Origin of the sequence: Pedobacter cryoconitis (genome assembly GCF_003259615.1) — a bacterium.
Taxonomy (GTDB): Bacteria; Bacteroidota; Bacteroidia; order Sphingobacteriales; family Sphingobacteriaceae; genus Pedobacter; species Pedobacter cryoconitis.
Genome location: NZ_QLLR01000026.1, coordinates 1 through 11,617, shown reverse-complemented (window position 1 = coordinate 11,617; position 11,617 = coordinate 1). Strand labels below are relative to the sequence as shown.

The window sequence follows — 11,617 nt, the reverse complement described above, 5'->3', positions numbered from 1 at the left end:
TGGCCCCATGTTCGTGTAATTTGCACAATAACCCCCTAAAAGCATAAAACTTAGAACGTTTCTAAATAGTTTATTTATTGATTTTAACTGGAATTCTTGTATAAATTAAGTCATTTATTAAATACTTTTGCAGGAATAGAACTCAAAAATATAAATCTAATGGCTAGTTTCGGAAACGCTTTTTCCTCGTCTATAGGAAAAAAACTAATAATGGGTATCACCGGCCTGTTTCTTATTTTATTTCTAATTGTGCATTGCTTTATCAATTCGTTGATATTTCTGAATGACGGTGGTTTAACATTCAATCTTGGTGCTCACTTCATGGCTACAAACTGGTTAATCAGAGGGTCAGAAGTTATACTGATGGTTGGTTTGCTTTTACACATTGTACAGGGCCTTCGTCTGACTTTTCAAAATCAGGCTTCCCGTCCGGTAAAGTATGCAGTGAATGATGGAAATGCAAATAGTAAATGGTACTCCCGCTCCATGGGATTATTAGGGACATTATTGTTAATCTTCCTGATTGTGCATTTATCTAACTTTTGGGTAGTATCTCGTTTTACAGGTATCCCGACAACAGATGCAAATGGACATGAAGATTTGTACGCAGTAATGAGAGAGACTTTTCAAAATGTTTGGATCGTGATTTTATATGTCCTTGCAATGGCGTCCTTAGCTTACCATTTATTACATGGTTTCGCTTCTGCATTCCAGACCTTAGGATGGAATCACAAGAAGTATAGTCCGCTTATCAAAGGCTTTGGTGTATGGTATTCGATTATCGTTGCCTTACTTTTTGCAGCTATGCCTATTGCAGTGCATACAGGACTTATTAAATAAAATTTCGAACGTATAAAACGCTAAATAAAATGGCAGATTTTAATGCAAATATACCGGAAGGGGAACTGACCGTGAAATGGACTAAACTGAGGTCTTCAATGCCTCTGGTTAATCCGGCGAATAAAAGAAGTATAGAAATTGTAGTAGTAGGTTCAGGACTTGCAGGTGCTTCGGCAGCAGCAACTTTGGCCGAAATGGGATATAAAGTTAAATGTTTTTGTTTCCAGGATTCACCAAGAAGAGCGCACTCTATTGCAGCTCAGGGTGGTATCAATGCAGCAAAAAATTATCAGAATGATGGTGACAGTGTTTACCGTTTATTCTACGATACAATTAAAGGTGGTGATTACCGTGCCCGTGAAGCAAACGTTCACCGTTTAGCTGAAGTAAGTGCGAATATCATTGACCAGTGTGTGGCTCAGGGTGTTCCTTTAGCAAGAGAGTATGGTGGATTACTGGATAACCGTTCATTCGGTGGTACTCAGGTTCAGCGTACCTTTTATGCTGCCGGACAAACGGGTCAGCAATTGCTATTAGGCGCTTACAGTGCTTTAGAGCGTCAGATCGGTATGGGTAAGGTTGAAATGTTTACCCGCCATGAAATGCTTGAAGTTGTTAAAATTGAAGGTAAAGCACGTGGTATTATTGCCCGTAACTTAATTACAGGTGAACTGGAACGTCACTTCGGTCATGCGGTATTGTTAGGAACTGGTGGTTACGGAAACGTATTCTATCTTTCTACCAATGCAATGGGAAGTAACGTGACTGCTGCCTGGAAAGCACACAAAAAAGGAGCTTTCTTTGGTAATCCTTGTTTTACCCAGATCCACCCTACGTGTATCCCGGTATCAGGAGATCACCAGTCGAAATTAACCCTGATGTCTGAGTCATTACGTAATGACGGACGTATATGGGTTCCTAAGAAAAAAGACGATCAGCGTAAAGCAACAGATATTCCTGAAGAGGAAAGAGATTATTATTTAGAGCGTCGTTATCCTGCTTTCGGTAACCTTGTTCCACGTGATGTGGCTTCAAGAGCTGCCAAAGAGCGTTGTGACGCTGGTTACGGTGTTGGTGTTTCTAAACTGGCTGTATACCTGGATTTCAAAGCAAATACAGAGCGTTACGGACGTATTGAAGCTTCAGTACACAATATCCACAATCCGGATAAAGAAACCTGCATGCGCTTAGGCCGTGACGTTATCAAAGAGAAATACGGAAACTTGTTTGACATGTACAAACAAATTACCGGTGAAGATCCTTATGACTTACCAATGCGTATTTATCCTGCGGTTCACTATACAATGGGCGGACTATGGGTAGATTATAACCTGATGACTACTATACCGGGCTTATATGCTTTAGGTGAAGCTAACTTCTCAGACCATGGTGCTAACCGTTTAGGTGCTTCTGCTTTAATGCAGGGACTTGCGGATGGTTACTTTGTAATCCCTTATACTATCGGTTCTTATATTTCTAAAGAATTGGCTACTAAAGCAATTCCTCTGGATCACCCTGCATTTGTAGAGGCAGAAGCTAGTGTTAAAGCTATCCTTGATAAATTCATTTCGATTAAAGGAACAAAATCTGTAGACTTCTTCCACAAGAAATTAGGTAAGATCATGTGGGAAAAATGTGGAATGGCCCGTAATGCAAAAGGACTTTCTGAAGCGATTGTAGAAATACAGCAATTGCGTAAAGATTTCTGGTCTGATTTACGTGTTCCAGGTATAGCAGAAGAATTCAATCCTGAATTAGAGAAAGCTGGCCGTGTGGCTGACTTTATCGAGTTAGGTGAGCTGATGTGTATGGACGCTTTGAACAGAAATGAATCATGCGGAGGTCACTTCAGAGAAGAATATCAGACTGAAGAAGGTGAAGCCTTAAGGGATGATGAAAACTATGCTTACGTATCTGCATGGGAATACAAGGATGATGTTAAGTTTGAACTTCATAAAGAGGAGTTGAAATTCGAAAACATCAAAATTGCACAAAGAAGTTATAAATAATCTAGTACTAAAATCTCAATATCATGAGTACAGGAAATATGAATTTAACGCTGAAAATCTGGCGTCAGAAGAATAACAAAGCCAAAGGTAATTTGGTAGACTACAAAATATCAGAAATTTCTCCTGATATGTCTTTCTTAGAAATGTTCGACGTTTTAAATGAGCAGCTAATTAATAAGGGTGAAGAACCAGTAGTTTTCGACCATGATTGCAGAGAAGGTATTTGCGGTGCATGTTCAATGTATATTAACGGAAGACCACATGGACCAAAAGAGGGTATTACTACCTGTCAATTGCACATGCGTTCTTTCAAAGATGGTGATACTATCGTGGTAGAACCATGGAGAGCGAAAGCTTTTCCGGTTATTAAAGATTTAACGGTAGATCGTACTGCATTCGATAGAATTATTGCAGCAGGAGGGTTTATTTCAGTGAATACGGGTAATGCGCAAGATGCGAATGCACTGCCAATCCCTAAGTTCCAGGCAGATTTATCTTTCGAGGCGGCAGCTTGTATTGGTTGCGGTGCTTGTGTGGCTACTTGTAAAAACGCATCTGCAATGTTATTTACTTCGGCTAAGATTTCACAATTGGCATTATTGCCTCAGGGTCAGCCAGAACGTTACCGTCGTGTACAGAGTATGGTTGCACAGATGGATGCTGAAGGTTTCGGTAACTGTACCAATACTGGTGCTTGTGAGGCTGAATGCCCTAAAGGAATTTCTTTAGAGAATATTGCACGGATGAACAGAGACTTTTATTCCGCAAAATTTGTTTCTGAGGAAGAAGTTTAATAGATTTAGACAACGAGACAAGGATTTAACACAGAACCCCGGCTTTTATAGCAGGGGTTTTGTGTTAAATCCTTATTTTTTTAACCTTTCTTTTTGGTCGTAATGACCACAACTCCATTCTTCGCTGCCTCGCCATATTGTTTCAGGGCTGCTTCACCTTTTAAGACATTCATACTTTCAATGTCACTGGGATCTATATTTTTCAGGTCTGTCTGATCGGTCAGACGTTTGCCATCCACAACATAAATCGGTTTCGGAATTATATCAATACTGCCGCTTTGGTTTTGCTTATCTTCCTGTTTAACTTTTTCCTGATCTAAAGTAAAGCTGATCGGCAGATTGAATTTAACCCTTACCGGCTCTCTGCCATTATAACCAGGTGTCCATTTCGGGGAAAGTTTTAGTACTCTGATTGCTTCTTCATCCATTCCTGATCCAAGGGCACGGACAACTTTAATATCTGTTAGTCGTCCATCTGCTTCTACGATATAAGAGAGAAATACTTTACCTTCAACCTTGTTTTTTAAAGCTTGCTCAGGATATTTCACACTTTTAGAAATGAACTTATCGAAGTTGGCCATTCCTCCCGGAAAAGATGGTGGAGTAGTCAGCGTCACATAATCGTAAACGGGCTCTTCTTTAGCCTCAGCTGTTTGCTCGCCCTGAGCAGCCGCACCAGTGATGGTAATTAAATTTAAAAGCTTATATCCTTTCATTGCAGCGGCGTTTTTATTCTTTAACGGAGTTGCTGCATCCTTTAAACGAAAGGCAACTGTAAGGCTGTATTTGCCATTATTTACCGACTTAAAGCCATCAAATGCGGAAATGGCTCTGATCACTTCAGCATCACATCCTGCGCCAAGCTGCGTGCCTGCACCGATGTTTTTAAGCTCACCGTTTTGAAGGGTAAAATTAATATGAACATTCCCTTGCAATTGACGCTGGTAGGCGACTGCTGGGTATTTAATGCTTTTAGCTAAATAACTGTAAAGCGGAGTCCATTCGTCGGTTTGCTGTATACTATTGGTATTATTCGTATTGCTGTGGATTAAAACAGGTAGAATGGCCTCAGCAGCGGAAACCGGAGCTTCAATCTTTTCGGCAACAGTTTTCAGGTTTTCATTTTTACTGATCACCGCTGAAGAGAAAAGTAAAGTAACTGCGAACAGGGGTAAAAACAAGCCATATTTCAATATTGCTGTTTTAGCGGAGCGTTGTTTGTGAAGCATGATAATTCGTTTTTTAAGGAGTGATTTATTGAAAAAACTATTGGTTAGCACGTGCTGGCCGACTCCCATGGCCCGGCTTAAAAGCAGCAGGGCATAACTTTCTTTGTCCCCTTGAAAGCGGGCGGCTTCTTCATCGGCGAGGTATTCGTGAATATGTTTTATGGTAGTTTTGTAGGCATAAATAATAGGGTTGAACCATACCAATGCGCCTATAAGTTCGAAGAACAGGACATCGAAGCTATGGAGTTGACGGCTATGGATTTCTTCATGTTTTTCAATCGTGTGCAGCCCTGGAAGTGCATGGTCAATAACGCGCTGACGAAAGAAAGAGAAGGCCATGCCTGTTGAATTTCCCTTCAGCAGTTTTTGTATGGTAATTAGTTGATAGACGAACCTGCACAGGAAAAAAAGGGTCCCTGCAAGGTAGGTCCAGACTAATACGGTTATGAGCTTATCATGTTGTCCCTGATCGGCTGATATGGTCCCCTGGGCCATCATGGTGAGCTGGTCTATGCTGATTTTAATTTGTTGTGCGGCAGGCTGTCTGACAAACCACTCCGGTCTTAGAAATGGAATGACCAGAGAAAGCGTGCCCGCAGCAAGCAAGTAGATCCGGTTGAGCAGAAAGTAGGTTTCTTTAGCCAGCAGCAAGCTGTAAAATGCGTAAAATATAACCAGGTATATATTTACCTGCAGGAGATAGTGGGCCCAGGTCATTTTGCTTTATTTTTAAGTTTGCTGATCATTTTAAGAATTTCATCTACATCACTTACGTCCATTTTCTCTTCCTTCACAAAAAATGAGAACATGCTTTCTACGGAGTTTTCAAAGTAACCGCCGAGTAGTTTTGCTGTGGCGTGACGCTTATAATCTTCTTTGGATACCAGGGCATGGTACTGATGTGCTTTTCCAAAGGCCTCATGGCCAATAAATCCTTTAACTTCCAATATTCTGATAATGGTGGATACGGTATTGTAAGCTGGTTTTGGTTCTGGCAGGAAATCCATCACCTCTTTGACGAATCCTTTCTCAATTTGCCAGACAATCTGCATGATTTGTTCTTCGGCTTTTGTTAAGTCTTTAATTTCTATAGGGTCCATATTCTTGTGGTTAGGCTGTAACTAAAAAACTAGTTATATAAATGTATGAACTAATCCTTTAGTTTCAAAGAATAAGCACAAAAAAAATGGTGATCATCCAATCACCATTTTTTTAACTATTAACTAAAAACTAAATTCTTGAGAAAAGGGGAGGTTTATCTTCCCTGGTATGCTGAAACTTTCGCAACTTCATTTGCGGGTGCAGCTTTAGCAGTGATTTCACTACCTGTGGTCATATTTGAAGGGCCTGTTATGGCAAAAATCATCATCACAAAAACAGGGATCAACAATAATATAAAAGGAGAGACATTCGTTAACTTTTTCATGGTATAAGAGGCTATATTATTTAAAGCGTTGATTTTTGATTGGTATGAAACAGCCAGGCTATTGTTTACAGTAGTGTCGATGTATTGAAGAGTTGCTGTTTTCATAGGATTATATTTGTTTTTTAACGGTGATGAAGCTATCATGTGCTAGTTTATTTTGTTCACTTCGGATTGTGTAGTGCTGCACATGATGGTTTCATAATTGTTTCGTTTTGATGAAACAAATAGACTTATAAAATTAATGTTGTGAAAATGTATTATACCAAGTGGATATAATTATAGATCAACGGGTTATTTTGCCCATAAGTCCGGAATATCCTGTTTTCGGGCGTTGGTAGAAAAAAAATGCCAGTTCGTCGAAACCTATGGCTTAAAAACGTTACTTTCATTACTTTGAGCAGTCGCTATAGCCGACTTCTTTTTTTAAACGACAAAATTCAAATGAAAGATAAAAGAGCACTGATTGTACATTCTGTTTACTGGTTATTTCTTGGGGTTATTATGGCCCTGATTATATTTTTCAGTAAAGAGCGGATGACAAAGGAGTACATTCTTGTGGGGATCTGCTATTTTTCCATTATCAATATCTCTATATTTTATATTAACTACACGCTTCTTATCCCCCAGTTGCTGAAAAAGTACTGGATCTACGTACTTTCTATTATAGGGTTGATTATAGTCATGATGTTTTTAAAGACGGGACTGGCTTTACTGTACCGCGATGTGATGCTGGAGCAGACCAATCCTAAAACCGGGGTGACCAAACACACGGACATTAATCTGTACATGATCAGCTCGGTATTTATCTCTGGCTTTTTCATCATTTCCAGCTGTCTGATCAAGTTTATGCTCGACTGGTTTAGCAACATCCGTATTCAGCGCAGCCTGGAAACAGAGCGGAAAGACATGGAGCTGCAGTTCTTAAAATCACAACTTAACCCGCACTTTCTTTTCAACTGTTTAAATAATATTTATTCGCTGGCCTATCAGAAATCCGATAAAACAGCAGATGCCATTTTAAAACTGGCGGAAATCATGCGTTATATGATCTATGAGAGTAACGATAGCTGGGTTGCTTTGAGTAAGGAGATTGAGTATGTACAAAGTTATATTGAGCTTCAGAAACTAAGATTTAAAAATGGTGCTGCTGTGGAACTCACCCTGAACGGGGAGATAGATAATCAGCAGATTATTCCTTTAATCCTGATTTCCTTCGTAGAAAACGCTTTCAAACACGGGGTGGCTAATGATCCGAAAGACCCAATCCGCATTAATATCATTGCAAACCAGAAGATCCTGCATTTCAGTATTACGAACAAGAAAAGTAACGGAAATAAGGATGAAGTAGGAGGGGTGGGCCTGAATAACGTGGAGCGCCGGTTACAATTACTTTATCCGGAAAGGTATAAGTTAAATATCGTAAATTCGGCTACCCATTATACAAGTGAGCTCATGCTTGACATATAAAAAGATAAAACTATTACAATGACACTAAAATGTATAGCTGTAGATGATGAGCCTTTAGCGCTTGATATTATTGAGGATTACGTCTCAAAAGTGCCCTTTCTGGAGTTGGTGACAAGGACTGAAAATGCCATTGAAGCCTTACAGCTTGTTCAGGCGGGAGGAATCGATCTGGTATTTCTGGATATTCAGATGCCTGACCTGACGGGGATTCAGTTCCTTAAAATTGCCAATAACAAAGCCAAATACATCCTGACAACTGCTTACTCACAATATGCGCTGGAGAGTTATGATTTAAATGTATCAGATTATCTGCTGAAGCCAATCGCCTTTGATCGTTTTTATAAAGCTGTAGAGAAGGTTCATAACCAGCATAAAAGCAATGCTGAAGCAGTACCGGCTCCTGTGCCTGCCCCTGTGTCGGCACCCGTTGCAGCGGCGATCCAGCCTGTTCAGGATTTTATCTTTGTGAAGACTGAGCACAAAATTCAGAAAATTGAACTCAGTGACATCCTTTACATCGAGGGACTGAAAGACTATATCTCTATTTTCACTAAAAACGAAAGGGTAATCACGCTTCAGAACATGAAGAAGATGGAAGAAACATTACCTTCTACTCAATTTATCCGGGTACACAAATCCTATATCATTGCCCTGGATAAGATCGAAAGCATAGAACGCAGCCGTATTGCCATCTGCGGAAAGATCATCCCTATAGGAGATACCTACCGTGATGAGTTTTTCAAAAGAATAGAGAATAGAAATATCTAAAAGTATCAGCCAGAAATAACCTGTCTATCAATTTAACAGCCGGACTACTGCTTCAGGAACTTCCTGATGGCCTGTTCGGCTGCCAATGTTAATTCTTCCGGGTTCAGGCCTGCAGTTGGAACAGGCGGCAGAACAGTCCACCTGATCTTCTCTCCGCAACTTAGCGGAAAAGCCCCATACTGTACAATCTTCCAGGAATTTTCAATTGCGATCGGGACAATCAGCGCATCAGGGGCCGTTTTCAATAAAGTAGCAATCCCTCCAACATGAAAAGGCTTCATCAGGCCATCCTTAGCCCTTGTACCCTCCGCAAAGATCATCGCTGACCAATTGTTGTCTTTCATCCTTCTGCCAAGCTTAATGATTTCAGAAACGGCCTGTTTACTATCCTTACGGTTGATATTTGCGCCACCCCCATACTTCAGGTTAAAAGAAATCGAAGGAATGCCCTTAGTCAGTTCAATCTTTGAAATAAACTTGACATGGTGGCGCTTTAAAAACCAGATAATCCCGGGAATATCATACATACTCTGGTGATTAGCCACAAAAATAATGGGTCTGTCAGTTGGCAGCTCCTGTTGGTTCACAAAGGTGATTGAATTGCCTAAAAACACCTGGCAATAAGTAAGGAAAAAATTCAGGTAATCAACCGATACCTTATGCGCTTTATAACCAAAAAGGCGGAAACACACCCATTGAACGGGCTGAAAAACGACTAGTGTCAGGAAAAAGAAAAAGTAAAATACGGGAGTAAAGATATATCCCAAAAATTTGTTCATATAATTTTATAGTTTGCCTTCGAGTAATAATATTTTAGTTTTCAGTAAAGCTGCAACGCTCATACTATCGGTAATTGCCCCGTCCATAACCATTTGATAAGCTTCCTCAAACGGTAACTTCCGCAAAACGAGCTCTTCAGTCTCTTCCGGTTCGGCTTCCCCCATGGTCAGGCCTCTTGCAATATAAATGATGGCCAGCTCATTGCTTACCGAATTGGATAAGTGCATCCTTTGTATCTCTGTCCATTCGGTCGCAATCAATCCCGTTTCCTCTTGCAACTCACGCTTGGCACTATCCAGCGGTTCCAGGCCTAACGGGCCGCCTCCTTCAGGAATCTCCCAGCTATAAGCCTTCAGCGGAAAACGATACTGTCCCACAAGCCACGTATTCATGTCCTGATCCAGCGGTAAGATACCAATTGCGTAATTCCGGAAATGTACCTCCCCGTAAATACCCTTTCCGCCAGACGGATTAAGCACCTGATGTTCCGTAACCCCAATCCAGTTATTCTCATAAATCTTTTGGCTATCCAGAATAGTCCAGGGATTGTGCTCTTCCATGCCCGCAAGTTACAAAATTTCTAAAAAGTATAAGGGAACTGTAAATCTAAACCATGCAACAATTTGCAAACTCAGCTGTTCTATTATTAATCAAATAAAAACACAACCATATGTGGGGAGATCAACCATGGGATAACGACCCTGCCGCGGATTGGTACGGCACGATGATGAAAAAAACAGGTCTGGCAGCTCACGTTCGTAAAACCCTGTCAGAAGAACTCCATAAAGACAGTGCTGATGTCCTCCGGGCTGCCGCATTCTGTCTTGTACAATTCGGCCGAATTTACGTATGGCCAACCAAAGAGCTCAAAGATGATCTTAAACTTGGAATAGCCGCACTAAAACAAGTCCTCGAAGATGACGAGTACTGTCATTCCATAGAAATCACCGTTGAAGTTCGCGCGGAACTCGCGGAACTCGGAGAAAGATTAAATACATATATCTGGTAAAAGGATCAAAAATATAACCAAGTGTATGTTATATCTTAGGAATCTTTCTGTTGGAATCCTTGATATAGTGGATCAAGCTTTTTTTCTGACATTCACTTAGGCTGTCGAGCTTTTTATTGCCATGCTCCTTAAGCATAGGTTCCTTAGTGTATAGACTATCGTGCTTTGTTTTAAATATGTAATCGCTTAATTTTAAGCTATCAGTTGCAGCTACTTCTGAAAATATTGGGATATCAGAGAATGTCCTTTTTTCTCCAGCGGAATGACAACCAGAACACCCTACATCAGACAATATAAAGCTGCCGGTATACTTCCTTAAATCTCCGCAGGTATCAGTTAATGTTTTGACTAATTGAGTGTTTTCTCTACCCGTATTACTTGAACATGCAATAACAACGCAAATAAGCAAACTACCTAAATTTAGCTTTATTAAATTTGAAACCATACTTTGAGTTATTTAAAAATTTCTGCAATTTATTTCTTGTGTCAAGCCCTGGATTAGCATAAGAACCTTTATACATGTTTTCTATCTCATGAATTAAATAATCATTCATCAATGTTCTCTCAGTATTTGACACCTGTAATCTATTTTTACCACCCATATAATACATCAGACTGGTTTTCTGCGTAGCATTGTATAGATCATCTAATCCCAAAATATGGAAAAATTCATGAGCTGCAATATTTGGATAATTTGTCCAGCGATTATAATCAACACTAGTCGGGCCGCCTCTATCACTTGTTAAACCACCAGTTACTGAAGCATCCCCGGATGTGAAACCAATTTTATCAACTACAGCCAGAATAAAATCGTTACCAGCTATTTGACTAAGCATTTTAATCTGTTCTAGTCTAATAATATAGTTAATCTTATAATGCAGTTCTGCTAAAAGTCCTGTCTAAAAGTATAAGAAAAGGTATATCTGAATCTTATCCTAAGGGTTCTGGAATTGCAACATTAAAGTTGACATTTAGTTAAGCGGCAATATTTTGTTTATTTAAGTTTCTACCAAATTCTTCTGGGGACAAGTACCCCAGTGTAGAATGTAATCTTTTACGGTTATACCAAGTCTCTATATATTCAAAAACGATGAGTGCTGCCTGCTCTTTGTCTGTGAACTTATGCTGATACACACATTCAGCTTTGAGCGTCTTGAAGAAGCTCTCCGCTACTGCGTTGTCCCAGCAATTTCCTTTTCTGCTCATGCTTCTGATGATCAAAGGATTTTTTTCCAGTAAGCATCTGAATTCGTTGCAAGCGTACTGAACTCCGCGGTCAGAATGAAAAATCAGCT

The 11,617-nt window shown here is 40.0% G+C and carries 14 protein-coding genes; 6 read left to right on the top strand and 8 right to left on the bottom strand.

All coding sequences use genetic code 11. The features are described from left to right. The first annotated feature begins 159 nt into the window (after window positions 1-159). Genes LY11_RS19960 through LY11_RS19950 form a run of 3 tightly spaced genes read left to right on the top strand, consistent with a single transcriptional unit; the run spans window position 160 to window position 3,643 of the window. Complete coding sequence (locus LY11_RS19960; RefSeq protein ID WP_111635400.1) at window positions 160-840, top strand: succinate dehydrogenase cytochrome b subunit; 681 nt, start codon at window positions 160-162, stop codon at window positions 838-840. A 29-nt stretch (window positions 841-869) separates the two neighbouring features. After that, window positions 870-2,849, top strand: a complete 1,980-nt coding sequence (locus tag LY11_RS19955) for a fumarate reductase/succinate dehydrogenase flavoprotein subunit (RefSeq protein ID WP_111635399.1) — start codon at window positions 870-872, stop codon at window positions 2,847-2,849. A gap of 23 nt (window positions 2,850-2,872) precedes the next feature. Beyond that, complete coding sequence (locus LY11_RS19950) at window positions 2,873-3,643, top strand: succinate dehydrogenase/fumarate reductase iron-sulfur subunit (protein WP_111635398.1); 771 nt, start codon at window positions 2,873-2,875, stop codon at window positions 3,641-3,643. A gap of 80 nt (window positions 3,644-3,723) precedes the next feature. Here LY11_RS19950 and LY11_RS19945 read toward each other — a convergent pair whose 3' ends face one another. From LY11_RS19945 to LY11_RS19935, 3 genes are all read right to left on the bottom strand, one after another. Further along, window positions 3,724-5,589 (bottom strand): M56 family metallopeptidase, encoded by a 1,866-nt coding sequence (locus tag LY11_RS19945; RefSeq protein ID WP_111635397.1) that lies wholly within the window; start codon window positions 5,587-5,589, stop codon window positions 3,724-3,726. Then, window positions 5,586-5,963, bottom strand: coding sequence for a BlaI/MecI/CopY family transcriptional regulator (locus tag LY11_RS19940; RefSeq protein ID WP_111635462.1), 378 nt, complete (start codon window positions 5,961-5,963; stop codon window positions 5,586-5,588). The genes LY11_RS19945 and LY11_RS19940 overlap by 4 nt, the downstream gene beginning before the upstream one ends. Before the next feature lie 164 nt (window positions 5,964-6,127). After that, a complete protein-coding gene (locus LY11_RS19935) occupies window positions 6,128-6,403 on the bottom strand; it encodes a hypothetical protein (protein ID WP_111635396.1) in 276 nt (91 codons plus the stop codon). 336 nt (window positions 6,404-6,739) lie between these two features. Here LY11_RS19935 and LY11_RS19930 point away from each other — a divergent pair, with 336 nt between their 5' ends. Together LY11_RS19930 and LY11_RS19925 are read left to right on the top strand one after the other, a co-directional pair. Beyond that, window positions 6,740-7,765 (top strand): sensor histidine kinase, encoded by a 1,026-nt coding sequence (locus LY11_RS19930; RefSeq protein WP_111635395.1) that lies wholly within the window; start codon window positions 6,740-6,742, stop codon window positions 7,763-7,765. Between the two features lie 18 nt (window positions 7,766-7,783). Continuing rightward, the gene (locus tag LY11_RS19925; protein WP_111635394.1) at window positions 7,784-8,533 is read left to right on the top strand and encodes a LytR/AlgR family response regulator transcription factor; all 750 of its coding nucleotides are present in this window, start codon (window positions 7,784-7,786) and stop codon (window positions 8,531-8,533) included. Between the two features lie 44 nt (window positions 8,534-8,577). Here LY11_RS19925 and LY11_RS19920 read toward each other — a convergent pair whose 3' ends face one another. Both LY11_RS19920 and LY11_RS19915 read right to left on the bottom strand, forming a co-directional pair. After that, entirely contained in the window at window positions 8,578-9,312 is a 735-nt protein-coding gene (locus LY11_RS19920; protein WP_111635393.1) for a lysophospholipid acyltransferase family protein, read from the bottom strand. Between the two features lie 6 nt (window positions 9,313-9,318). Further along, on the bottom strand, window positions 9,319-9,873 hold the full coding sequence (locus tag LY11_RS19915; protein ID WP_111635392.1) for an NUDIX domain-containing protein: 555 nt from the start codon (window positions 9,871-9,873) through the stop codon (window positions 9,319-9,321). Window positions 9,874-9,983: 110 nt separating this feature from the next. Between LY11_RS19915 and LY11_RS19910 the strand changes: the two genes are divergently transcribed. Then, the gene (locus LY11_RS19910) at window positions 9,984-10,322 is read left to right on the top strand and encodes a hypothetical protein (RefSeq protein ID WP_111635391.1); all 339 of its coding nucleotides are present in this window, start codon (window positions 9,984-9,986) and stop codon (window positions 10,320-10,322) included. 28 nt (window positions 10,323-10,350) lie between these two features. On the opposite strand, the gene LY11_RS19905 is transcribed toward LY11_RS19910, so the two are convergent. The 3 genes from LY11_RS19905 to LY11_RS19895 all read right to left on the bottom strand — a co-directional run. Further along, a complete protein-coding gene (locus tag LY11_RS19905) occupies window positions 10,351-10,767 on the bottom strand; it encodes a hypothetical protein (protein WP_111635390.1) in 417 nt (138 codons plus the stop codon). Then, a complete protein-coding gene (locus LY11_RS19900; protein WP_111635389.1) occupies window positions 10,733-11,158 on the bottom strand; it encodes a hypothetical protein in 426 nt (141 codons plus the stop codon). The genes LY11_RS19905 and LY11_RS19900 overlap by 35 nt, the downstream gene beginning before the upstream one ends. Before the next feature lie 139 nt (window positions 11,159-11,297). Next, window positions 11,298-11,617 (bottom strand): IS3 family transposase (locus LY11_RS19895; protein ID WP_211321613.1); only part of this gene is annotated, 320 nt, incomplete at its 5' end.

Bases quoted from the DNA above. Each gene is read 5' to 3' on its own strand.
- LY11_RS19910 (WP_111635391.1), top strand. From the start codon at position 9,984: ATGTGGGGAGATCAACCATGGGATAACGACCCTGCCGCGGATTGGTAC.
- LY11_RS19915 (WP_111635392.1), bottom strand. From the start codon at position 9,873: ATGGAAGAGCACAATCCCTGGACTATTCTGGATAGCCAAAAGATTTAT.
- LY11_RS19925 (WP_111635394.1), top strand. From the start codon at position 7,784: ATGACACTAAAATGTATAGCTGTAGATGATGAGCCTTTAGCGCTTGAT.
- LY11_RS19945 (WP_111635397.1), bottom strand. From the start codon at position 5,589: ATGACCTGGGCCCACTATCTCCTGCAGGTAAATATATACCTGGTTATA.
- LY11_RS19950 (WP_111635398.1), top strand. From the start codon at position 2,873: ATGAGTACAGGAAATATGAATTTAACGCTGAAAATCTGGCGTCAGAAG.
- LY11_RS19900 (WP_111635389.1), bottom strand. From the start codon at position 11,158: ATGCTTAGTCAAATAGCTGGTAACGATTTTATTCTGGCTGTAGTTGAT.
- LY11_RS19905 (WP_111635390.1), bottom strand. From the start codon at position 10,767: ATGGTTTCAAATTTAATAAAGCTAAATTTAGGTAGTTTGCTTATTTGC.
- LY11_RS19930 (WP_111635395.1), top strand. From the start codon at position 6,740: ATGAAAGATAAAAGAGCACTGATTGTACATTCTGTTTACTGGTTATTT.
- LY11_RS19920 (WP_111635393.1), bottom strand. From the start codon at position 9,312: ATGAACAAATTTTTGGGATATATCTTTACTCCCGTATTTTACTTTTTC.
- LY11_RS19935 (WP_111635396.1), bottom strand. From the start codon at position 6,403: ATGAAAACAGCAACTCTTCAATACATCGACACTACTGTAAACAATAGC.
- LY11_RS19960 (WP_111635400.1), top strand. From the start codon at position 160: ATGGCTAGTTTCGGAAACGCTTTTTCCTCGTCTATAGGAAAAAAACTA.
- LY11_RS19955 (WP_111635399.1), top strand. From the start codon at position 870: ATGGCAGATTTTAATGCAAATATACCGGAAGGGGAACTGACCGTGAAA.